The 22,363-nt window shown below is 33.3% G+C and carries 21 protein-coding genes; 13 read left to right on the top strand and 8 right to left on the bottom strand.

Features of this window, described 5'->3' with window-relative positions; translation table 11 throughout:
- The first annotated feature begins 823 nt into the window (after window positions 1-823).
- From Q0921_RS10375 to Q0921_RS10320, 12 genes are all read left to right on the top strand, one after another.
- On the top strand, window positions 824-1,465 hold the full coding sequence (locus Q0921_RS10375; protein ID WP_299256473.1) for a GNAT family N-acetyltransferase: 642 nt from the start codon (window positions 824-826) through the stop codon (window positions 1,463-1,465).
- Window positions 1,453-2,643 carry an argininosuccinate synthase domain-containing protein gene (locus Q0921_RS10370; protein ID WP_299256471.1) on the top strand — a complete coding sequence of 397 codons (1,191 nt, stop codon included), beginning with the start codon at window positions 1,453-1,455 and terminating at the stop codon, window positions 2,641-2,643. Before Q0921_RS10375 ends, Q0921_RS10370 begins: the two co-directional genes overlap by 13 nt.
- Window positions 2,640-3,617 carry an N-acetyl-gamma-glutamyl-phosphate reductase gene (gene argC / locus Q0921_RS10365; protein WP_299256469.1) on the top strand — a complete coding sequence of 326 codons (978 nt, stop codon included), beginning with the start codon at window positions 2,640-2,642 and terminating at the stop codon, window positions 3,615-3,617. The genes Q0921_RS10370 and argC overlap by 4 nt, the downstream gene beginning before the upstream one ends.
- Before the next feature lies 1 nt (window position 3,618).
- A complete protein-coding gene (proC, locus tag Q0921_RS10360; RefSeq protein ID WP_299256467.1) occupies window positions 3,619-4,413 on the top strand; it encodes a pyrroline-5-carboxylate reductase in 795 nt (264 codons plus the stop codon).
- Window positions 4,414-4,419: 6 nt separating this feature from the next.
- Complete coding sequence (locus Q0921_RS10355) at window positions 4,420-5,559, top strand: aminotransferase class III-fold pyridoxal phosphate-dependent enzyme (protein ID WP_299256465.1); 1,140 nt, start codon at window positions 4,420-4,422, stop codon at window positions 5,557-5,559.
- Window positions 5,560-5,561: 2 nt separating this feature from the next.
- Window positions 5,562-6,758, top strand: a complete 1,197-nt coding sequence (locus Q0921_RS10350; RefSeq protein WP_299256463.1) for a glutamate-5-semialdehyde dehydrogenase — start codon at window positions 5,562-5,564, stop codon at window positions 6,756-6,758.
- The gene (gene proB / locus Q0921_RS10345; RefSeq protein WP_299256461.1) at window positions 6,736-7,530 is read left to right on the top strand and encodes a glutamate 5-kinase; all 795 of its coding nucleotides are present in this window, start codon (window positions 6,736-6,738) and stop codon (window positions 7,528-7,530) included. Before Q0921_RS10350 ends, proB begins: the two co-directional genes overlap by 23 nt.
- Window positions 7,523-8,476, top strand: a complete 954-nt coding sequence (locus Q0921_RS10340) for an N-acetylornithine carbamoyltransferase (protein ID WP_299256459.1) — start codon at window positions 7,523-7,525, stop codon at window positions 8,474-8,476. The genes proB and Q0921_RS10340 overlap by 8 nt, the downstream gene beginning before the upstream one ends.
- Window positions 8,473-9,255 (top strand): acetylglutamate kinase, encoded by a 783-nt coding sequence (gene argB / locus Q0921_RS10335; protein ID WP_299256457.1) that lies wholly within the window; start codon window positions 8,473-8,475, stop codon window positions 9,253-9,255. The genes Q0921_RS10340 and argB overlap by 4 nt, the downstream gene beginning before the upstream one ends.
- Window positions 9,256-9,257: 2 nt before the next feature.
- A complete protein-coding gene (locus tag Q0921_RS10330; RefSeq protein WP_299256455.1) occupies window positions 9,258-10,322 on the top strand; it encodes a M20 family metallo-hydrolase in 1,065 nt (354 codons plus the stop codon).
- On the top strand, window positions 10,319-11,596 hold the full coding sequence (argH, locus tag Q0921_RS10325) for an argininosuccinate lyase (RefSeq protein WP_299256453.1): 1,278 nt from the start codon (window positions 10,319-10,321) through the stop codon (window positions 11,594-11,596). The genes Q0921_RS10330 and argH overlap by 4 nt, the downstream gene beginning before the upstream one ends.
- Window positions 11,597-11,830: 234 nt before the next feature.
- Entirely contained in the window at window positions 11,831-12,712 is an 882-nt protein-coding gene (locus Q0921_RS10320; RefSeq protein WP_367183338.1) for a carbohydrate kinase, read from the top strand.
- Here the strand turns inward: Q0921_RS10320 and Q0921_RS10315 are convergent, their stop codons facing one another.
- From Q0921_RS10315 to Q0921_RS10285, 7 genes are all read right to left on the bottom strand, one after another.
- Window positions 12,713-13,516: a DUF1080 domain-containing protein gene (locus tag Q0921_RS10315; RefSeq protein WP_299256451.1), complete on the bottom strand. Its 804-nt coding sequence runs from the start codon at window positions 13,514-13,516 to the stop codon at window positions 12,713-12,715. It abuts the gene before it with no gap.
- A gap of 16 nt (window positions 13,517-13,532) precedes the next feature.
- On the bottom strand, window positions 13,533-14,585 hold the full coding sequence (locus tag Q0921_RS10310; protein ID WP_299256449.1) for a sugar phosphate isomerase/epimerase: 1,053 nt from the start codon (window positions 14,583-14,585) through the stop codon (window positions 13,533-13,535).
- Between the two features lie 106 nt (window positions 14,586-14,691).
- On the bottom strand, window positions 14,692-15,837 hold the full coding sequence (locus Q0921_RS10305) for a Gfo/Idh/MocA family oxidoreductase (RefSeq protein ID WP_299256447.1): 1,146 nt from the start codon (window positions 15,835-15,837) through the stop codon (window positions 14,692-14,694).
- A 2-nt stretch (window positions 15,838-15,839) separates the two neighbouring features.
- Window positions 15,840-17,072 (bottom strand): nucleoside permease, encoded by a 1,233-nt coding sequence (locus Q0921_RS10300; RefSeq protein ID WP_299256445.1) that lies wholly within the window; start codon window positions 17,070-17,072, stop codon window positions 15,840-15,842.
- 13 nt (window positions 17,073-17,085) lie between these two features.
- On the bottom strand, window positions 17,086-18,069 hold the full coding sequence (locus Q0921_RS10295; RefSeq protein ID WP_299256444.1) for a sugar phosphate isomerase/epimerase: 984 nt from the start codon (window positions 18,067-18,069) through the stop codon (window positions 17,086-17,088).
- 27 nt (window positions 18,070-18,096) lie between these two features.
- Window positions 18,097-18,735 (bottom strand): gluconate 2-dehydrogenase subunit 3 family protein, encoded by a 639-nt coding sequence (locus Q0921_RS10290; protein ID WP_299256443.1) that lies wholly within the window; start codon window positions 18,733-18,735, stop codon window positions 18,097-18,099.
- A gap of 10 nt (window positions 18,736-18,745) precedes the next feature.
- Window positions 18,746-20,437, bottom strand: a complete 1,692-nt coding sequence (locus Q0921_RS10285) for a GMC family oxidoreductase (RefSeq protein ID WP_299256442.1) — start codon at window positions 20,435-20,437, stop codon at window positions 18,746-18,748.
- Window positions 20,438-20,752: 315 nt separating this feature from the next.
- Here Q0921_RS10285 and Q0921_RS10280 point away from each other — a divergent pair, with 315 nt between their 5' ends.
- Window positions 20,753-21,643 (top strand): TIM barrel protein, encoded by an 891-nt coding sequence (locus Q0921_RS10280; RefSeq protein ID WP_299256440.1) that lies wholly within the window; start codon window positions 20,753-20,755, stop codon window positions 21,641-21,643.
- Between the two features lie 116 nt (window positions 21,644-21,759).
- Here Q0921_RS10280 and Q0921_RS10275 read toward each other — a convergent pair whose 3' ends face one another.
- A complete protein-coding gene (locus Q0921_RS10275) occupies window positions 21,760-22,116 on the bottom strand; it encodes a hypothetical protein (protein WP_299256439.1) in 357 nt (118 codons plus the stop codon).
- Window positions 22,117-22,363: the final 247 nt, after the last annotated feature.

Raw genomic sequence — 22,363 nt, 5'->3', positions numbered from 1 at the left:
AGTTTTTTTTTATTTTCACAAAATTTATATGTTAAAAAGATTAAGAAAGTTCAAAAAAGTTATATTTTTTTAATCAAATACACATCTTACATCTTTTAGGTACTATAAAAAGTGATTCATGAAAAGAGTGTTTTTTAAAGTGTAATTATGATATATTAACTGTATGAATGATAATAATATGACTTAATTTTTTGCTAGTTATTCTTTTTACAGTTAAATATAGCGAAAAACATTATTTCATATACATTGCTAACTTGGTTTTTAATTAATTAAATATAATTTTTATATCATTTATTTAAGTATTTTATTAAATTGTAGTTTGGTTTTTACGAAAGTCATAATTTTACAAGATTGTTTGTCTTTAGTTTATATGTAAAGACTTTTTTTATGTAATATTGTACTATCTAGTTAACGAAAGGGGCCAAGGCCGACGATTTAGAGTTACTATTATGAAAACGGCAAATTTTATTTTTACAGAGGTTAAAGTTCAATTATTGAACAGATTAGGTAATAACATTATATCTACACGCTGCTTTCGTCGCCCCTTGGGGGTTTAAAATTATTCTGAAATAGGTGCGTCCTGTTTCCCTAAAAAATATTCCATTCTTGATTTAGTTGCAATTATTTTCAAAAGTATATTTCTATATCCATTGATTTTTAATGTAACTAAGCTTGAATCTTTCTAGGAATAACGCCATTAAATTTTTAATTATTTAAACTTTTTGATAAACGAAATTCATGCACAATGGATCAGTGTTTATAGTCAATAAGTTTAGCTTAATAAATAACATCGGATCCTGAATAAGGTAACAGAAATGAACTGATGAAACAGATAGAAATTGTTATAGCTACAAAAGAACATCTTGCATATGCTAGAGAAATATGTATGGTTATATCGGACTCTGCAAAAGTAAGAGGAACTGGTATAGCTAAGCGTACTCCTGAATATATAAAGACCAAAATTAGAAATGGGAATGCAATTATAGCATTATATAATGGAGCGTTTGCAGGTTTCTGTTATATAGAAGTTTGGGGTCATGAAAAATATGTAGCCCATTCTGGTCTTATAGTGCATCCGGATTATAGAAATCAAGGATTAGCCAAAAGAATTAAAGAGTTTACTTTTAATTACTCTTTAAAAAAGTATCCCGATTCTAAAGTTTTCGGAATTACTACAGGGTTGGCTGTAATGAAAATAAATTCAGATTTAGGGTATAAGCCAGTTACGTTTTCAGAATTAACAGATGATCCTAAGTTTTGGGCAGGATGTAAAACGTGTACAAATTATGACATTTTAAAATCTAAAGAACATAAAATGTGTTTATGTACTGGTATGTTGTATGATCCTTCAACTGAAATTAGGAAAAAAGAAAAGTGGTACGATAAAAAAGTATTGAAAAGATTAAAAAAAATAAAACAAACAATGCTAACAAGCAATAAACAATTGTTGTTATGGAAAAAGTAGTAGTAGCATATAGTGGAGGTTTGGATACCTCATATTGTGTAAAATATTTAATTCACGAAAAGGAATTGGAAGTTCATACTATATTGATAAATACAGGTGGATTTTCTGATGAAGAATTAGTAGAAACAGAAAAAAGAGCTTATGAATTGGGAAGTAGTTCTCATGTGAATAAAACAATATTAAATGAATTTTATCAGAAAGCGATTAAATATCTAATTTTTGGTAATGTCTTAAAGAATAATACATATCCATTATCTGTAAGTGCAGAAAGAATCTTTCAGGCTATAGAGGTAATTAATTATGCTAAAAAGGTTGGAGCAAAATATATCGCACACGGAAGTACTGGTGCAGGTAATGATCAAATTAGATTTGATGTGATTTTCCAAACGTTGGCTCCCGAAATTGAAATTATTACTCCAATAAGAGATTTAAAATTATCTAGACAAGCAGAAGTTGAGTTTCTTAAAAAACATGGAGTGGATTACAGTTGGGAAAAAGCACAATATTCTATTAATAAAGGTATTTGGGGGACGAGTGTAGGGGGAAAAGAAACTTTAACATCGCATAATGCTTTGCCAGAAGATGCCTATCCAAGCCAACTTCAAAAAGAGAAGGAAGAAACAATTACATTGAATTTTGAACAAGGCGAGTTAATTGGTTTAGATGGAATCAAGGACACTCCTGTAAAAAACATTCAGAAATTGGAAGAACTGGCAAGCTCCTTTGCTATCGGTAGAGATATTCATGTAGGAGATACTATTATAGGAATAAAAGGAAGAGTTGGATTTGAAGCAGCAGCACCTTTAGTAATTATAAAAGCTCACCATTTATTAGAAAAACATGTGTTAACTAAGTGGCAACAATATTGGAAAGAGCAATTAGCAAATTGGTACGGTATGCTGTTGCATGAAGGTAATTATCTGGATCCTGTGATGAGAAATATCGAGGTATTCCTAGACGATTCTCAAAAATCAGTAACAGGTGATGTAATGGTAAAGTTGAAACCATATCATTTTACATTGGTAGGAATCGAATCAGAATTCGATATGATGAAATCAGATTTCGGTCAATACGGCGAAATGAACAATTCATGGACTTCGGATGATGCTAAAGGTTTTATCAAAATTTATGGTAATGCAAATAAGATATATCATAATGTAAACCCAAGCGAATTATGATAAAAGCAGGAATCATAGGTGGCTCGGGATATACAGCTGGAGAATTATTAAGGTTATTAGTTAATCATCCACAAGTAGAGTTAGATTTTGTATACAGTACTACGAATGCAGGTGTTGCTATTAGTAAGCAACATGTTGATTTGTTGGGAGACATAAACCTTTCGTTTACAGATATGATTAATCCAGATGTAGATGTTCTGTTTTTATGTCTAGGACATGGTAGATCAAAAGCATTTTTAGAAACAAACACTTTCTCAAAGACTACTAAAATTATAGACTTAGGAAATGATTTTAGATTAGAGAATGATCATAAATTTAAAGGAAGAGATTTTATATATGGTTTACCAGAATTACAAAAGGAAAAGATTAAGTCTGCTCAACATATTGCTAATCCAGGATGTTTCGCAACGGCAATTCAGTTAGGATTATTGCCATTAGCATCTTCGAAAATGTTGATAGATACAGTTCATGTGAATGCAACTACAGGAAGTACTGGAGCAGGAGTAATGCCTGGTGGTACAACACACTTTAGTTGGAGAGATAATAATTTCTCTAGTTATAAGGTTTTTACACATCAGCATCTGGATGAAATTCATCAGAGTGTAAAAGAATTACAAACCAGTTTCAAATCTCCTATTTTCTTTATTCCTAATAGAGGGAATTTTAGTAAAGGAATTTATGCTACAATGTATACTAAGTACAATGGTTCTGAAGAAGAGGCAAAAGAACTTTATATATCGTATTATAAAGATGCAAAATTCACAATAGTATCAGATTCCGAAATTCATCTGAAACAAGTGATAAATACAAATAAATGTATTCTTCATATTACTAAAAAAGACGGTATGTTATTAATTACATCGGTAATTGATAATTTAATAAAAGGAGCTTCTGGTCAAGCTATTCATAATATGAATTTGATGTTTGGATTAGAAGAAAAAATAGGATTAGAATTAAAAGCAAGCGCATTTTAAGATGAACAAAATTACAATCATAGGAGGAGGTAACTTAGGGAAATCCATAATATCTGGATTGGCTGATAGTGATCTATTTGAAGCAGAAAATATTACTGTAGTAGATAAATCTAAATATAATTTAAAAGAAGTAGAACAGAATTTGGGAGTATCTACTTCCCAAGATATTATAACATCCATAAAAGATGTGAAATGGGTAATTCTTTGTGTGCAACCTAGGCAGTTGGACGCGGTTCTGCAAGAGATTAAAGATGTAGTGACTAACGATCAAATATTAATCTCTACGGTTACAGGAACTTCTATCGCAGAAATTAATGAGGTAGTTCCTAATAATAAAGTAGTACGTGTAATGCCTAATACCGGAGCTGCAAAAAAATTATCTATGACTTGTATTGCAGCTAATGATGATGTTAAGGAGGAACTGTCTATAGTAGAAAAAATGTTCGATACTATTGGAGAAACTTTAGTGATTGAAGAAAGATTAATGCAGGCAGCTACTGTTTTGGGAGCTAGTGGAATAGCATTCTTTTTAAGGTTTCTTAGAGCTATGATACAAGGAGGAATCCAAATGGGGTTTCATCCGCATGAAGCTCAGATTATAGCAGTACAAACTGCTATAGGAGCAGCAACACTTGTAGCAGAAAATGGAACACATCCAGAGCGTGAAATTGATAAAGTAACTACACCTCAAGGATGCACGATCGAAGGATTAAATGAAATGGAGCATCAAGGATTAAGTTCCTCAGTTATAAAAGGAGTAATGGCTTCTTATGAAAAAATTAATACAATTAAATAAAAATCTATGAAACTATTCGATGTATATCCTTTATACGATGTAGAGCCTGTTAATGCCTATGATAGTATTGTGGTAGATAAAGATGGAACTGAATATTTAGATTTATATGGAGGCCATGCTGTAATATCTGTAGGTCATGGACATCCACATTATGTAAAAAAAGTAAAAGAACAAATAGAAAAAATAGGGTTTTATTCTAATGCCGTTCAGAATAGTTTACAATCCGAGTTAGCAGATAAATTAGGCAAAATGTCTGGGTACAATGAATACCAGTTATTCTTATGTAATTCTGGAGCAGAAGCAAATGAAAATGCTTTAAAACTAGCCTCTTTTTATACGGGTAAATCTAGGGTTATTTCATTTGAGAATGCCTTCCATGGTAGAACCTCTGCGGCGGTTGCAGCTACAGATAATACTAAGATTAATTCACCCTTGAATATGCAACAAAATGTCACCTTTTTGCCATTAAATAATTTAGATTTAGTCCAAAAAGAATTAAAAAAAGGAGATGTATGTGCTGTAATTATTGAACCAATTCAAGGAGTTGGAGGTTTAGATGAAGGAACAACCGAGTTTTTTAAGAGATTAGAAAAATTATGCAAAGAAAATAGTGTAGTATTAATTTTGGATGAGATACAGGCCGGATTTGGTAGAACTGGGAAGTTTTTTGCACATCAATATCACGGGATTACACCAGATATTATTTCTATTGCTAAAGGAATGGGTAATGGTTTCCCAATTGGAGGCATTATGATTGCACCGCACATCGAACCTAGTTATGGAATGCTGGGTACAACCTTTGGAGGAAATCACTTAGCTTGTGTTGCAGCTTTATCAGTTTTGGAAATATTAGAAATGGAGAATTTGATTGATAATGCAAAACTAACAGGAGATTATTTTATGTCTGAAGCGATTCGACTTCCTGGAGTAAAGAAAGTGAAAGGAAAGGGATTGATGCTAGGGTTAGAATTTGATTTTGAAGTTAGTGATCTTCGAAAAAAACTAATTTATGATGAGCATATTTTTACTGGAGGTGCAATGAACAAAAAGTTACTACGGATACTTCCGCCTTTAACAATAGGTAAATCTGAAATAGATCAGTTCATTAAGGCATTGCAAAAAGTTTTAGTACCAAAAAAGATATAAATATGAGTATTACATTAGATATATCACAGAAAAACTCAGTGTTACGAAAGATGGCTGTACTGGTAGATGAACATAGAGACAGTATACTTAAAGCAAACTTAAAAGATCTTGCATCCTATACAGGAGATGATTTGGCAATGCGGGATCGATTAGAAGTAGATGAAAGTAAAATCGAGACTATGATTGCGGCACTTACACAATTAAGCAATCAAGAAGATCCAATAGGAGTGGAACGTTTTCGATTTACTCATGATAATGGTATGCAGGTATTTAATAAAACTGCTCCGTTTGGGACAGTGTTAATTATCTATGAATCTAGACCGGATGTAACTATAGAAGCAGCAGGAATTGCATTTAAATCGGGAAATAAAATTTTGTTAAAAGGAGGAAAAGAGTCTTTATATTCTAATCTGGGAATTGTAAAACTATGGCATCAAGCTTTGTTTGACAATAATATTTCAACCGATTGGGTAGAGTATCTCAATTATAATAGATCAGAAACCCAAGCATTCTTAGAAAAACCAACTCAAAATGTGGATTTAATTGTTCCTAGAGGAGGAGAAAAACTGATAGCATTTGTAAAAGAACATGCTACGTGTCCTGTGATCGTCAGTGGAAGAGGTAATAACTTTGTCTACGTTCATAATGAGGCTGATAGAGCATTGGCTTTGGATAATATTATTAATGGAAAGACAGATAAAATTTCTGCTTGTAATGCTGTGGATAAGGTTTTAATAGATAAAAATCTTCCTAATAAGGAAGATTTTATAAGAAACCTCATCACAACGCTTAAAAATTTTAATGTAGAAATAATAGGTGATCCGTCATTGTCGAAATATGTAGATGTAAATCCAATTTCTGATGATAATATATGGCAAGAAGAATTTTTAGATTATAAAATTGTTATTGGAGAAACAGAAAACGCTCCAGAAGCAATTTCGAAGATCAATAAATATAGTGGTGGACATTCTGCGGCCATCATTACTAGAAATCAAAAAGAAGCTGAGGTTTTTATGGCAAACGTAGATTGCGCAGCAGTATATCATAATGCCTCCACTAGATTTACAGATGGTTTTCAATTAGGTTTAGGAGGAGAGTTAGCGATAAGTACGGATAAGTTGCACCAAAGGGGGCCAATTGGCTTACAACATTTGGTTACAAATAAATGGTATATACATGGAAATGGGCAGATCAGATAAGAAGAGAATAGTATTGAAGATAGGGTCTAATGTCTTAACCAAAGAAACAGATCATATATCTAGAGGTAAGATAGAAGATATTGGTAAACAAATTGTCGCCTTACAAGATGCATATGAATTTGTGCTTGTTAGTTCGGGTGCGATTGCTGTGGCTAAGCAATTTGTAAACTTAGAAAGTAATGGCAAAGAAATTAATGTAAAGCAAGCATTAGCATCTATAGGACAACCTCATTTAATGCGAATTTTTCAGGAGAGTTTTAGAGATTTGGGATTACTAACATCCCAATGTTTACTGTCTTACTCTGATTTTGAAAGAGAACAATCTAAAGAGAATATAGTAAATACAATAAATGTATTAGTGGCTAATAATTACATCCCCATCATTAATGAAAATGATACCGTTGCTACTGATGAAATTCAATTTGGAGACAATGATAAGTTAGCAGCATTGACGGCTTGTTTGTTAGAAGCAGATTTATTGGTGATAGCAACAAATACAAATGGTATTTGCACTAAAGAATCTGTAGAAAATAAAACCTATGTAACGATCGATGAAGTATTTGATATAGAATCATTAACAAACGAAATTGTTTCTTCTATATCTACACATGGTACTGGAGGAATGCAATCCAAAGTACAAGCCGCAGGTATTACTCAAAATGAAGGTATAGATACATGGATCGTAAATGGTTTAGAAGATAATTTTATGGTAGATGTAATTGATGAGAAAATTTCTTTTACCAAAATAGTTAAAGCAGTATATAATGAATAATTACTTTTCGATAAAAGATATCGATTCACTTGATACATGGGTGAATGAAGCGATTGAAATGAAACAAAATCCTTTGTCTAATAAGACTTTAGGTACAGATAAAACAATAGGCTTATTATTTTTTAATCCTAGTTTACGTACACGACTAAGTACGCAGAAGGCTGCTTTGAATCTAGGAATGAATGTAATCGTAATGAATTTTACAGGAGAAGGTTGGTCATTGGAGTATGGCGATGGAACAGTAATGAATCAAGGTAATTCAGAGCATGTAAAAGAAGCAGCGCAGGTAGTTTCGCAATATTGTGATGTGCTAGCGATTAGAGCTTTTGCAAAACTAGAAAATAGAGAAGACGATTACAGTGAGAACGTCCTAAAAAGTTTTATCAAATATGCTACAATCCCTGTAGTTAATATGGAAAGTGCTATAGGACATCCATTGCAGGCACTTACAGACGCAATAACCATAACCGAGTATAAACCAATACATAACAAACCAAAGATTGTACTATCATGGGCGCCGCATCCTAAAGCCTTACCGCAGGCAGTTGCTAATTCTTTTGTAGAAATGACAAAGCGAATGGAAGCAGATTTTGTAATTACCCATCCAGTGGGATTTGAGTTAGCCAGTCATATTACTAATGAGGTGCCCATTGAGTACAATCAAGAAAAGGCGTTTAAAGATGCAGACTTCATTTACGTGAAAAACTGGAGTTCCTACACACACTATGGAAAAACATCTCAAGAAGAAAGTTGGAAAATAACAGAAGAAAAAATGAAGCTAACAAACAATGCAAAATTTATGCACTGTTTGCCAGTCAGAAGAAATGTGGTTGTAGATGATGCGGTGATAGATAGTGACAATTCGATTGTAATAGAACAGGCTAATAACAGAACGTATGCCGCTCAATTGGTTCTAAAGAAAATTTTGGAAAAAACTAAGGGATGAAAAAACAAAAGTTATTAGTAGCAAAAATAGGAGGTAACATCATTGAAGATGAAAGAGCCTTAGATTCATTTCTAAAAGATTTTGCTAAAATTGACGACCCAAAAATTCTAATCCACGGAGGAGGGAAATCAGCGACTAAGCTAGCTTCAAAATTAGGAGTAAAAACCGAAATGATAGACGGAAGAAGAATTACTTCAGCAGAGAATTTGGAGATTGTAGTAATGACATATGCTGGTTTATTAAATAAGACTATTGTTTCTGGTTTACAGAGATATAATTGCAATGCTTTGGGATTAACAGGAGCAGATGCTAATGTTATAGTTGCTGATAAAAGACCAGCACAGTTCGTTGATTATGGATATGTTGGAGATGTAACTACAGTAAACGGAAATATTATCAGAAGTTTTTTAGACATGCAGATAACACCCATATTCTGCGCTGTTACTCATGACGGTAATGGACAATTATTTAATACCAATGCGGATACTATTGCTTCAGAAATAGCATCGGCAATGGGAATACATTATGATGTTTCGCTTTTTTATTGTTTCGAGCTAAAAGGAGTTTTAGAAAACATAGAAGATAAAGATTCTGTAATTGAATATATTGATTTAGAAAAATATACAGAATTAAGAGATGCTGAAGCAATTTCAGACGGAATGCTGCCAAAATTGAAAAACTGTTTTGATGCATTACAGAAAGATGTAAGCAAAGTACATATTGCTAATGCAGATTTTATAAAAGATAATACTATAAAGCACACTACTTTGAGTCTATAATAATGATACAAGAATTAACAAACAAAAGCATTGAGCTTTTACATAAATTGATCGAAACCCAATCTTTTTCTTCAGAAGAAGAGGGAACGGCTAAGTTGATAGAGGATTGGTTTTTTCAATATAATATTCCTTTCGAAAGAGAGAATAATAATATTTGGGCCTACAATAAATATTTTGATGAAACGAAGCCAACGATTTTATTAAACTCTCATCATGACACTGTAAAACCTAATGGTAATTATACCAATGACCCTTTTAAAGCATTTGTAGAAGATGAAAAACTATATGGATTAGGAAGCAATGATGCTGGAGGATGTTTAGTCTCATTAATTACCACATTTACCTATTTCTACAATAGAGATAATTTGAAGTATAATTTCGTAATAGCAGCTTCAGCAGAAGAGGAGAGTAGTGGACCTTTAGGATTAAAAAGTATTTTAAAATATCTAAAAAATGTTGAATTTGCGATTGTTGGTGAACCAACATTGATGCAATTGGCAATTGCAGAAAAAGGCTTGTTGGTCTTAGATGTTTCCGTAAAAGGAACTGCCAGTCACGCGGCACATCCTAATGATGATAATGCGATCTATAATACGCTGAAAGTAATTGAATGGTTTAAGAATTATAAATTCAAAAAAAGTTCTGAAACTTTAGGAGATGTGAAAATGACGGTCACCCAGATAAATGCAGGAAATCAACATAATGTAGTTCCTTCTCATTGCAATCTGGTAATCGACATTAGAGTAAATGATGCATATAAAAATGAAGAAGTTTTAGAAATAGTAAAAGATGCTATGCCTAAGAATGTTGAGGTAAAACCAAGATCATTACATTTAGGATCTTCATCGATACCAAAGGATCACGCTATTGTGAAATCTGGAATCAATTTAGGAAGGACTACTTATGGTTCACCTACACTTTCGGATCAATCTGTATTAAGTTGTCCATCTTTAAAATTGGGACCAGGAGATTCTACAAGATCTCATTCTGCTAATGAATTTATTTATGTGGATGAAATTAAAGAAGGTGTAGCGCTATATATTAAAATTTTAGAAGGAATAGTATGAAACTTTGGGATAAAGGATTACCAACTGACCAAAAAATAGATATGTTTACTGTCGGTAATGACAGACAACTTGATTTGGTAATTGCTAAATATGATGTACAAGCGACATTAGCACACGCTAAGATGCTGCATAAGATTAAGTTACTTTCTGATCAGGATATTTCCGCAATTGAAAGAGAGCTAAATGTATTGGCAAAGCAGGTTGAAGAAGGAACTTTTGTAATAGAAGATCAATTTGAAGATGTACATTCTAAAATTGAATTCGAACTCACAAAAAAAATCGGTGATGCTGGAAAGAAAATTCATACCGCTAGATCTAGAAATGATCAAGTTTTGGTAGCGATGCATATGTATCTAAAAAATGAATTATTACAGATAAAATCTCAGGTCAAAGAATTATCAGAAAACTTATTAAGTTCTGCAGAAAAATATAGAGAAGTTCTACTGCCAGGATATACACATCTTCAGATTGCAATGCCATCCTCATTTGGCTTATGGTTTTCGGCATATGCAGAGAGTTTTGTGGATGATTTATATTTTGTGAATGCAGCATTAAAAGTTGTAGATCAAAATCCATTAGGTAGTGCTGCTGGATATGGAAGTTCATTTCCCATTGATCGAGAATTTACTACGAAAGAATTAGGTTTCGAAACGTTAAAATATAACGTGGTAGCTGCACAAATGAGTAGAGGTAAATCCGAAAAATCTACCGCTTTTGCTATGAGTAGTGTGGCGGGAACACTTTCTAAACTAGCTATGGATGTCTGTTTATATATGAGTCAGAATTTTGACTTTATGAGTATACCATCAGAGTTGACTACGGGTTCTAGTATTATGCCTCATAAAAAGAATCCTGATGTATTTGAATTGATCAGAGGGAAATGTAATAAAATTCAGGCATTGCCTTATGAATTGAGTTTGTTGACTAATAACTTACCAAGTGGATATCATAGAGATTTACAATTACTAAAAGAAGGAATTGTACCGGCTATTCAGGATTTAAAAGCGTGTTTAGAAATGGCAATTTACGCGTTAAAAAATGTGACGGTCAATGAAAACATATTGGATGATAATAAATATGATTATTTATTTAGTGTAGATACTTTAAATGAATTAGTAATGAAAGGAATGTCTTTTAGAGATGCGTATGTGAAAATTGGATTGGATATCGAAGACGGAAATTATAAACCAGAAAAGAATACTAAGCATAGTCATATAGGCAGCATTAATAAGCTGTGTTTAGATGAGATTAAAGAAAAATTGAAATTAGTTTAGAAAAAAAACATTATTTCAGTCTGTCATATAAAACTTTTTGTATATCGTCTGAAATCTATAAAAAGGAAATATTAAAATATGTAAGAGAAGTTGAAGCTGTTAATTGAGTGTAAGTTGAGTTAGTTTAATTTTTTAGGCTTCAACCTAGATCCTCAACGGAGTAGTTAACCGTTGAGGATTGTTTTTTTGTGCTAAACGTGTAATAATTGATATCTTAGATAAAATTTATAAATCATGAAAATAGGTTGTTTCGGAGAAGTACTTTGGGATATATTTCCGCGTCACAAAAAAATAGGAGGTGCACCACTTAATGTTGCTTTACGATTAAAAACTATGGGTATTGATGCGTCTATTATTACCAAAGTTGGCGTTGATGATTTAGGACATGATATTATACAATATATAGACAAACAAGGATTGTCTTTAGAAACCATCCAAAAGGATCATAATCATCATACAGGTGAGGTCTTGGTTACTTTAGATGATGAAGGAACCGCTTCTTATGAGATCAGTCGTCCTGTTGCTTGGGATTTTATAGAAAACATTAAACAAGCTAATGAAGAGGTGCTTATTTCTGATGCATTTATTTTTGGTAGTCTAGCAGCTAGAAATGATGTTTCAAGAAATACCTTATTCGAACTACTAAATAAAGCTAAGTTTAAAATTTTAGATGTTAATCTTCGGCCTCCTCATTATGATGCTCAATTACTTTCTGAGTTAATGAAAAGAGCTGATTTTATTAAGTTAAACGACGAAGAACTTGATGAAGTTTGCAATCATTTTGAGATAAATAAAATCACCCTTGAGGATCAAATAAAGGCTATTTCTGCATATTCTAACACTTCTCAGATTTGTATTACTAAAGGAGGAAAAGGAGCTACTTTATATCATAATAAATCTTTTTATCATAATACTGGATATACGATTAAAGTAGTGGATACGGTTGGGGCAGGAGATTCTTTTTTAGCAACATTAATTTCTAAGTTACTACAAGGGAATGAACCTCAGTTATCTATAGATTATGCCTGTGCTATTGGAGCTATGGTAGCAGGTAGCGAAGGTGCAAATCCTGTTTTTTCTGATAAAGAGGTTGAGGGTTTTATAAAAAATCAATAATTAATTTAATTTTCTAATCCAGATGTTCCTGTAATTTACTGGATTACTATGGTCTTGTAGTTTTATCGGTCCTTTCCCATGTGGTTCATTTTTAGGAGGACCAATGTATTCTGTGCTACCTAAAATTTCTACATGATCTTGTACTAGAACACCATTATGGATTACTGTAAATGATCCTGATTTTACTTTCTTACCATCAGCAAATTTTGGTTGATGAAATATGATGTCGTAGGTCTGCCATTCATTATTAGGTTTGGTTGCGTTTACTAGTGGTATATGTTGTTTGTAAACAGAAGTAGCTTGGCCGTTAGCATATGTCCTATTTTGATAACTATCAAGAATTTGTACCTCATATTTATTCTGAAAGAAAACCCCGCTATTTCCTCTCCCTTGTCCTTCTCCTTTAACTACGTCTGGAGCTTTCCATTCTAGGTGTAATTGCACACTTCCAAAAACATTTTTAGTCTGGATATCACCTGTGCCAGGTTTTACCGTCATGGTTTTATCAGGATTGATAGTCCAAGCAGCTGCTGTAGAATCTTTGGTTGAGATCCATTGTTCTAAGTCATTTCCATTAAAAAGTTGGATAGCATCCGAAGGCACATTCCCATCATTAAAAGAAATTACTTTAGGTTCTGGGTTCCAAACTTCAGTTTCCTTAGGATCTGTAATTACTTTTTCGGGTGTTGGGACTGGTTTTTCTTTTATAGTATTAAGAGGAGGTGTATCATTCATTTCTTTTTTTTGCTCATTGCAAGAAAAGATTATACTTATCGTAAGAAATAGATATATTATTTTTTTCATTGTGGTGTTTTGTTGGTTATAATCCGAGTATTCTTTTTAGCTGTTCTTTGTCAATTTCTGCTCCTGCAAAATCATCGAAAGCTTTTTCTGTGGCTTCTATAATATGCTTTTGGATGAAAGAAGCACCTTCTTTGGCACCTTGTTCAGGAGATTTAATACAACATTCCCATTCCATTACAGCCCAAACATCACATCCGTATTGTGTGAGTTTAGAGAAAATCGATTTAAAATCGATTTGCCCATCTCCTAGAGAACGATAACGTCCCGCGCGATCTACCCAGTCACTATATCCACCAAAAACTCCTTTTTTTCCTGTTGGATTAAATTCAGAGTCTTTTACATGAAAAGCTTTGATGAACTCATGATAATGATCTATGTATTCTAGATAATCTAATTGCTGCAATACGAAATGACTTGGATCATATAAGATATTAACTCTTTTATGATTTCCTGTTGCTTCAAGAAACCTTTCAAATGTAATACCATCATGTAGATCTTCACCGGGGTGAATTTCATAACAAACATCTACACCTTGTTCGTCAAAATGATTAAGAATAGGTAACCATCGTTTTGCTAATTCCTCAAACCCCATTTCGACTAATCCTGCAGGACGTTGTGGCCATGGATGCATGGTATGCCACAATAAAGCTCCAGAAAATGTACCGTGTGCTTTGATTCCTAGTCGATTACTAGCGGTTGCCGCGTTTTTTACTTGATTAACAGCCCATTCTGTTCTCTTTTTAGGATTGTTTTTACATTCATCGGGAGCAAAATTATCAAACATTAAATCATAAGCAGGATGTACTGCTACTAATTGCCCTTGCAAATGTGATGCTAATTCTGTTATTTCCAGACCATAATCGGCAACTTTACCTTTGAGTTCATCACAATAGGTTTCGCTTTCTGCAGCTTTATCCAAGTCGATTAGTTTTGTTTCCCAAGTTGGAATTTGAATTCCTTTGTAGCCGAGGTCTGATGCCCACTTACATAATCCATCTAGTGAATTAAAAGGTTCATTATCATCAATGAACTGCGCAAGAAATACTGCCGGTCCTTTTATAGTTTTCATGTATTCAAATGTTTTTTGAGATTTTAGCAGTGGAATTATTAAGTGTTATTTTTAATTCTAATATATATCAGAACTCCAATATTCACCTTTCCAATACTCATCACTTTTATATTTTAGTCCAGTTCGAGTTGTTTTTACTACTTTCTACAGCTGCATAAATAAATTTCATTCCACGCACGCCATCAGCTACCGTAGGGAAATCAGGATTTATAGAAATAACATTCTCATTTTTTACGTGTATTAATTCCTGAGCAAAACTTCTATAAATGGTTGCAAAACCTTCTAAATACCCTTCGGGATGTCCTGCTGGAATTCTCACGTATTCTGATGATTCAGGGTAGGTTCCATTTCCTCCTGGTGTATATATTTGTTTAGGTTGATCCAACCATTTTACAATAAGTTGATTTGGATTTTCTTGATACCACTCTACACTGCCTTTGGTACCATAGATTTTTACACCGAGATTATTTTCTTCTCCTGTTGCTATTTGTGAAAATGACATAATCCCTTTAGCTCCATTTTCAAAACGAAGTAAAATATTGCCGTCATCATCAAGGCTACGTCCATCTCCAAAAGCTGTAAGATCAGCTGCTATAGTATCTATTTGGATTCCTGTAATATACTCAACAAGATTTTCGGCGTGAGTACCAATATCTCCCAAAGCTCCACCAATTCCAGAACGTTTGGGATCTACTCTCCAGGTAGCTTGTTTTTGACCGGTTTTTTCTACTGCAGTAGCAAGCCAACCTTGTAGATAGTGTACGTTGATTTTTCTAATGCTCCCTAAGTCACCTTTGGCAATCATAGCTTTTGCCTGTTTTACCATAGGATACCCTGTATAATTGTGAGTCAATGCAAATACTTTCCCTGAAGAAGCAACTACTTTTTCTAATTCAATAGCTTCATCTAATGTTAATGAAAGAGGTTTGTCACAAATCACATGAAACCCATGTTCTAAAGCCATTTTTGTTGGAGGAAAGTGCATATGATTGGGAGTAACAATGGCTACAAAATCCATACGTTCATTTTCAGGAAGTTTAGCTTCTTCGACAATCATTTCTTCAAAACTTCCATATACTCTGCTATCCGGTATGTTTAGTTCTTTTCCCGAAGCAAGACTTTTTTCTTTACTAGAAGAAAATGCTCCACAAACTAATTTAATCATTCCGTCTATACTGGCAGCTTTACGGTGTACATCTCCTATGAAAGAACCTGTACCGCCACCGACCATTCCCATTTTAAGTGTGGACATAATTAACTTTCTTTATATTCTATTTTTTCATTTTTGAAGAAGATAGCAAATAATATCATTACAGCAGCTGCAAAAATAGCTGGGAATACCCAAATGTTATTCCAATTATGTTGTCCTTCAGATACTAGGTTTAAGTCTGTTATTTTTCCAGCAACATAAAACCCTACCAGCATTCCTAATCCATAGGTAGCTAAAGTAATCAGACCTTGTGCTGCACTTTTGAACTTTTCTCCAGCTTTAGAATCGGTATAGATCTGACCAGAAACAAAAAAGAAATCATAACAGATACCGTGCAATGCAATCCCAACGATAAGCATAAAGATAAGTTCTCCCGAATTACCATAAGCAAATAGAAGATATCTAGCTGCCCAGGCAAGCATTCCAACTAATATCGTTTTTTTAAACCCGAATTTTTTAAAGAAAAAGGGTAGGAGTAACATAAAAGCTACTTCAGATATTTGGCCAATTGTCATTTTTGCTGCAGGATTGGCGACACCGATTTCACCTAAAAACTGTCCGGCGTGCTGATAATAAAAGGCAAGTGGAATACATATTAATATGGAAGCCAAGAAAAACATTAAAAAGTTTCTATCTTTTAAAAGCCTTATTGCATCTAATCCTAAAATATCTGATATAGTTACTTTTTGATCTTTATTTACTTTAGGAGGTGTTTTTGGTAAGGTAAAACTAAATATCCCTAAGACCGCTGAAGCTATAGCTGTCATTAAAAAAGTGTTTTTCAACATTCCATTAGCGACTCCTTCTTCAGAATCCCAATGAAAAGCATAACTAATTACTAATCCCGCAGCTATCCATCCGATAGTTCCAAATACTCTTACAAAAGAGAACTGTTTTGCAGGATCATTCATCTGATTAAAAGAAACAGAATTCACTAATGCTAATGTTGGCATATAGGTAATCATATACCCTAAAACAAAAGGATAGAAGGCTGAAAAATCAGTCGCATTTGCCATTTGATACATTAGTAAAGCTCCGATAAGATGCAGTATTCCTAAGATACGTTCTGCATTAAAAAACCTATCGGCGATAAGACCAATGATAAAAGGAGCTATAATTGCTCCCCAAGATTGAGTAGAGTAGGCCATGGCAATTTCTCCACCACTAGTTTTTAAAGAATTTGGCAGGTAAATCCCCATAGTTACAAACCAGCCACCCCAAATAAAGAATTCTAAGAACATCATTAAGGACAACTGAAACTGAATGAATTTCTTCATAATAAATAGTTGGTTAGTTTAGTTGTTTAGAAAGGTTGATCAATAAATCTCTTGTTGCTATAATACCTTCGATTTCGCCTAGTCGTTCTCCTTCGTATTCTACTCCAATATAACCTTGATATCCAGATGCTTTTACAATTTCTAACATCTTTTTATAATCAATAGTAGTTTCGTTTCCTTCTGTATCAAAATCATAAGATTTAGCGCTCACGCCTTTAGCAAATGGCATCAGTTCTTGTATTCCCTTATATTTTGGGTATTCTTTGACACATTTAGTACCCCATCGTTCACCATCTTCGCGTTCTAAACAGAAGTTGCCAAAATCAGGGAGTGTGCCACAATTAGGCTTATTTACATTTTGCATTACTTTTGCAAGCAAGGCCGCATCAGAAGATAAGTACCCATGATTTTCTACAATTACATTAATACTTTTGGTAGCGGCATATTCGGATAATTTGCTAAGTCCATCAGTTGCAACCGCTACCCATTTTTCTGGATCATTTGTTCCGAATAAGTTAACACGTATAGAGTGACAACCTAAAAACTGCGCTGCATCTACCCATTTTTTATGATTTTCTACAGTTTGATTTCTTTCTTTTTCATCAATAACAGCCAAATCTCCTTCTCCATCTACCATGATTAATAAATTCTGGACGTTATGTTCGTTGCTTTTAGATTTTAAAGTTTCTAAAAGTTGTTGTAATGCTTTATCAGGATTTTTAGCATCTTTATAACTATATAGTTGACTTACATATTCTACACCTGTAAACCCTAGTTCTTTTGCTTTTTTAGCAAAATCTATAGGATCTAATTTACCAGATTGTATTTCTTTATGAAGCGACCATTGTGCCAGTGATAATTCAAAAAAAGGTTGAGTTTCTTCAGGTTGTTCTATAGTATTTTCTTCTTCCACGATTATTGTGTTTTCAGATGTTTTCTTTTTGCAAGAACTAACAATTAGTATACAGATAAGCCCTTTAAAAATGATTTTATGCATTGTTTTAAGTTTAGTTGTTGATTAATTTTATAAAGCCCAGTCTTTTCCTCCGGTTAGGTTTTGAACAGAATCACAACCAACATACTCTCCGGGAACCGGTAAATAGTTAAGTACATTTTCGGCAATTTCTTTTGATGTTTTGAAACCATAAATAGCTATATCTCTTACAGAAGAAAGAAATACAAAAGAGATCACTTCTTGAGAAGTTTTTTCTAAATCTTCGGGAGTTTTTACTTCAGACATCTCTTCCCAATATTTTTTTTGTGTTTCTTTCGGGAGTTTTAGATATTTATTTAGCAATGCATCATATTCCTCTACAGTAACATCATCAATATCTTTTTCTTCATTGATACCAAGTTCTGTTAAAATAACTCCTGCTCCGTATTTGAACATTTGTACTTCTTCAACCTTATCAATACCGTTATTGATAAATTTGTCAATAAACATAGGTACATGTAATGATTTTGCACCTGGTATATCAGTTTCTGGAATGATAAGGTCTACAATTTGCTCCAAAGCTTTCCCTTCATCTATTGATAAAAGTTCAGGTGTCCAGTCTAATATATATTCTTTTTGGCAACTTTGTAAAATACTAAATATTGCAGGAGTAGCAGCGATATATCCAGCTGATAATCCTATGTTTTTTAATGCTTCTCTTCTGTTCATAGTATGGAGATTAAGCGTTTTTTTGTAGTTGTTTTGCAGCGTGTTCTGCAGCTCTGGCAGTAAAAGCCATATAGGTTAATGAAGGGTTTACACAACTCGCTGAGGTCATAAAAGCTCCATCTGTAACATATACATTAGGTACAGCATGTATTTGGTTATTACCATTAAGTACGGAGGTTTTAGGATCTTTACCCATTCTAGCAGTACCCATTTCATGAATTCCTAAACCAGGAGCTCCAATATCATCCCAAGGTTGAACATCATTAAAACCAGCTTGTTTTAGCATGTTCATTGCTTCCTTGATCATATCTTTACGCATTTCTAGCTCATTTTTTTTAAATTCTGCATCAAAAGTTACTGTTGGTAGTCCCCATTCATCCGGTTTATTGTAATCCAGTGTCATTTTATTTTCGTGGTAAGGCAGACATTCTCCAAATCCCATGAGCCCCACTCTCCATCCTCCAGGTTCTAAAATCTTTTCTTTTAATTCTGCTCCATATCCTAATTCTGCAATAGTTTCTTCCCAATTGGAACGGCTAGCACCTCCTTGATATCCATATCCACGGTTAAAATTATCTTGATCAGTATCACCTCCTATATTTCTAAAACGAGGAATATATATGCCGTTCGGTCTTCGTCCTTTAAAATATTTATCCGTAAACCCATCATGTTTGGCAAAGGCACCAGCTTTAAAATGATGATCCATAATATTATGCCCTAATTCTCCAGAATCGTTCCCCATTCCATTAGGAAAACGCTCTGATTTTGATTGCATTAATATACTTGCAGATGCTATCGCAGAAGCACATAAGAATATTACTTTAGCAGTGAATTGTGTTTTTTCTTTGGTTAATGTGTCAATTACTTCTACCCCAGTAGCTTTTCCTGTTTTGTCATCATATAGTACTTGATTAACAATAGAATTAGCTCTAAGTGTCATATTGCCGGTTCTTTCCGCAGCCGGAAGGGTAGAGGAGTTGCTACTGAAATATGCTCCAAAAGGGCAACCTCTCATGCAGCGATTACGATATTGGCAATTCATTCTTCCCTCGAAGGTTTTGGTTCCAGTAATATGAGCAGTTCTACCAATTGTAAGGAGTCGATCCTTGTAGTTTTGAGCTATATTCTTTTTTAAATGATCTTCCACACAATTTAATTCCATAGGAGGTAAAAATTGTCCGTCAGGTAATTGCTCTAAACCTAGCTTTTCTCCACTAACACCAATAAAATCTTCTACTTTGTCATACCAGGGAGCAATGTCTTTATATCTTACAGGCCAATCCACAGCTATTCCTTCTTTTTTATTAGCCTCAAAATCAAAATCACATAATCTATAACTTTGTCTTCCCCACATAAGAGAACGACCACCTACGTGGTATCCTCTAATCCAATCAAAACGTTTTGTTTCGTTATAAGGATGCTTTAAGTCATTGACAAAGAAATGGCGATGTGCTTTGTCGGTGACATAACCAGTACGATGTTGTTTAGGTTGTTCTGCAATTTCTTCTTTAGACGGTTCGCCTTTTAGGTCATAATCCCAAGGATCATCATTAGCAGTAGTATAATCATCAATATGAGTGACCATACGTCCGCGTTCTAATACCAATGTTTTAAGCCCTTTTTCACAAAGTTCTTTGGCAGCCCAGCCGCCACTAATTCCCGTTCCTACGACAATTGCGTCATATTGAGGTTCTTGTTCCATATGTGTTGATGTTTACAGACAATTTATAGTCGATGTAGACGAGAAATTTTTCGTCTTATTCTATTAATTAATACAACTTGTTTCTAATAGGCTTTAAGGCACTATTAGTAAGCTCTGATAGTAGTTTTTGTTTGTCTGTTTTTCTTCTTGTTCTGGAAGAAAGGTATTGTCGCTAAAACTTGTTATAATTTATAGCTGTAAAATTCGTAATTATCAAATTCTGGTTCTAATATAAGAAGTTTGTTTGTGTTTTAACAATACAATTAACAAATCATTAATTAAATTAGTAATTCATTAAAAAATAAGAAGAGTGCTATGTCAAAAGTAGATCGAAGAAAAGCCATTAAAAATTTATCTCTAGGTATCGGTGCGATAGGTTTAGGAAGTACAGTGATAGCCCAATCAGCAGCTGAAAGTATTTCGAATACATTTCAAGATACATTAAAAGGTAATATCAATCATTCTGTATGCAGGTGGTGTTATCAGAACATTCCCTTGGATGAATTTGCAAGAAAATCAAAAGATATAGGAATTAAAGCAATAGACCTATTAAAACCAGAAGAATGGGAAATCGTTGCCAAACAAGGTTTAAGCTGCTCTTTGGCAACAGATACTTTTGCCAGTATTACGAATGGGTTTAATGATCAAGAAAATCACTCAGAGTTACAAACTAAATATCAAAATCTAATTTCTCAAGCATCTAGTTCCGGAATAAAGCAGGTTATTGTTTTTTCTGGTAACCGAAATGGTATTTCTAATGCTCAAGGATTGGAAAATTGTGCTAAAGGATTAGAACCTTTAGTTAAACATGCAGAAAAGAATAATGTTTCTTTAATCATGGAATTACTTAATAGTAAAGTAGATCATAAAGATTATCAATGTGATCATACTCCTTGGGGAGTCCAATTAGTGGATAAGATAGGGTCTGATAGTTTTAAATTACTATATGATATTTACCATATGCAAATTATGGAGGGGGATATTATAGCTACCATTAATAAATATAATAGTTACATTACTCATTACCATACAGGCGGTGTTCCCGGAAGAAATGAGATTAATGCTACTCAAGAATTGAATTATCCTGCTATTATGAAAGCCATTGTAGCGAATGGATTTACAGGATATGTAGCTCAGGAATTTATTCCAACTTATGATGATAGTTTGAAAGCACTAAAAGAAGGAATTACAATATGTGATGTTTAGGAGAAATATAATTGAACTTTACTATGGTTCATCATATAATTTCTCTTCTAAGGAAATACTTTTTTAAGTTATCTTCTTTTCAAGGAAGGGTGGTATTGTGTAAGGATGTCCTTTAATTAAGGGATCATCGTTTTAAGGTCTTGAACTACATTGATATTATGTCTTGTATATGCGAAAAGGATAAAAAGGATAATGATCGCAACAATAAACCCTAATAGATTTCCATTTTTACTGCTAGAGACTTTTTTTGATGTCTTTAGGTAAACTTTAGATAATTTCTTAGTGTATTTAGAAACAAGAGCAAAAGCTGGTGCAAAAATTAAAATCACGATTAGCATATCTATAGCTACCAATAGATATCCTTGTTCGTGAATATGTTTCTTTACATATTTAATAACAAATTCATTAATAAGAGCCGCGCAGAGTACGGCAATAGCATAGATTGCAAATTTGGTGAGTTGTTTGTTATTCATTGGGGCTACTAATTTTATATACATTGTATACAGTTCACAAGATACTAAAAAGCTTTAATTTTAAGAATGCCTATTCCATTAATATAAACTGACTCGATTATTTTATGATAAAATGCATTGCCATAACACTTTATTTTTATTAGAGTTCTACATATTAAAATGCACTACTAAAGTAACGTTAATCAGCATGTTTTTAGGGGGCACCTCTGTAGTATACCTTAGTGAGCTTACTTCGGAGATAGTATTG

It is taken from the genome of uncultured Aquimarina sp. (assembly GCF_947496855.1).
In the GTDB taxonomy this organism is placed as follows: domain Bacteria; phylum Bacteroidota; class Bacteroidia; order Flavobacteriales; family Flavobacteriaceae; genus Aquimarina.
Note: the sequence above shows the minus strand (reverse complement) of the source record. Positions and strands in the feature narration are given on the sequence as shown.

Coding starts and splice junctions, on each gene's coding strand:
- Q0921_RS10375 (WP_299256473.1), top strand. CDS start 824: ATGAAACAGATAGAAATTGTTATAGCTACAAAAGAACATCTTGCATAT.
- Q0921_RS10370 (WP_299256471.1), top strand. CDS start 1,453: ATGGAAAAAGTAGTAGTAGCATATAGTGGAGGTTTGGATACCTCATAT.
- argC (WP_299256469.1), top strand. CDS start 2,640: ATGATAAAAGCAGGAATCATAGGTGGCTCGGGATATACAGCTGGAGAA.
- proC (WP_299256467.1), top strand. CDS start 3,619: ATGAACAAAATTACAATCATAGGAGGAGGTAACTTAGGGAAATCCATA.
- Q0921_RS10355 (WP_299256465.1), top strand. CDS start 4,420: ATGAAACTATTCGATGTATATCCTTTATACGATGTAGAGCCTGTTAAT.
- Q0921_RS10350 (WP_299256463.1), top strand. CDS start 5,562: ATGAGTATTACATTAGATATATCACAGAAAAACTCAGTGTTACGAAAG.
- proB (WP_299256461.1), top strand. CDS start 6,736: ATGGAAATGGGCAGATCAGATAAGAAGAGAATAGTATTGAAGATAGGG.
- Q0921_RS10340 (WP_299256459.1), top strand. CDS start 7,523: ATGAATAATTACTTTTCGATAAAAGATATCGATTCACTTGATACATGG.
- argB (WP_299256457.1), top strand. CDS start 8,473: ATGAAAAAACAAAAGTTATTAGTAGCAAAAATAGGAGGTAACATCATT.
- Q0921_RS10330 (WP_299256455.1), top strand. CDS start 9,258: ATGATACAAGAATTAACAAACAAAAGCATTGAGCTTTTACATAAATTG.
- argH (WP_299256453.1), top strand. CDS start 10,319: ATGAAACTTTGGGATAAAGGATTACCAACTGACCAAAAAATAGATATG.
- Q0921_RS10320 (WP_367183338.1), top strand. CDS start 11,831: ATGAAAATAGGTTGTTTCGGAGAAGTACTTTGGGATATATTTCCGCGT.
- Q0921_RS10315 (WP_299256451.1), bottom strand. CDS start 13,516: ATGAAAAAAATAATATATCTATTTCTTACGATAAGTATAATCTTTTCT.
- Q0921_RS10310 (WP_299256449.1), bottom strand. CDS start 14,585: ATGAAAACTATAAAAGGACCGGCAGTATTTCTTGCGCAGTTCATTGAT.
- Q0921_RS10305 (WP_299256447.1), bottom strand. CDS start 15,837: ATGTCCACACTTAAAATGGGAATGGTCGGTGGCGGTACAGGTTCTTTC.
- Q0921_RS10300 (WP_299256445.1), bottom strand. CDS start 17,072: ATGAAGAAATTCATTCAGTTTCAGTTGTCCTTAATGATGTTCTTAGAA.
- Q0921_RS10295 (WP_299256444.1), bottom strand. CDS start 18,069: ATGCATAAAATCATTTTTAAAGGGCTTATCTGTATACTAATTGTTAGT.
- Q0921_RS10290 (WP_299256443.1), bottom strand. CDS start 18,735: ATGAACAGAAGAGAAGCATTAAAAAACATAGGATTATCAGCTGGATAT.
- Q0921_RS10285 (WP_299256442.1), bottom strand. CDS start 20,437: ATGGAACAAGAACCTCAATATGACGCAATTGTCGTAGGAACGGGAATT.
- Q0921_RS10280 (WP_299256440.1), top strand. CDS start 20,753: ATGTCAAAAGTAGATCGAAGAAAAGCCATTAAAAATTTATCTCTAGGT.
- Q0921_RS10275 (WP_299256439.1), bottom strand. CDS start 22,116: ATGAATAACAAACAACTCACCAAATTTGCAATCTATGCTATTGCCGTA.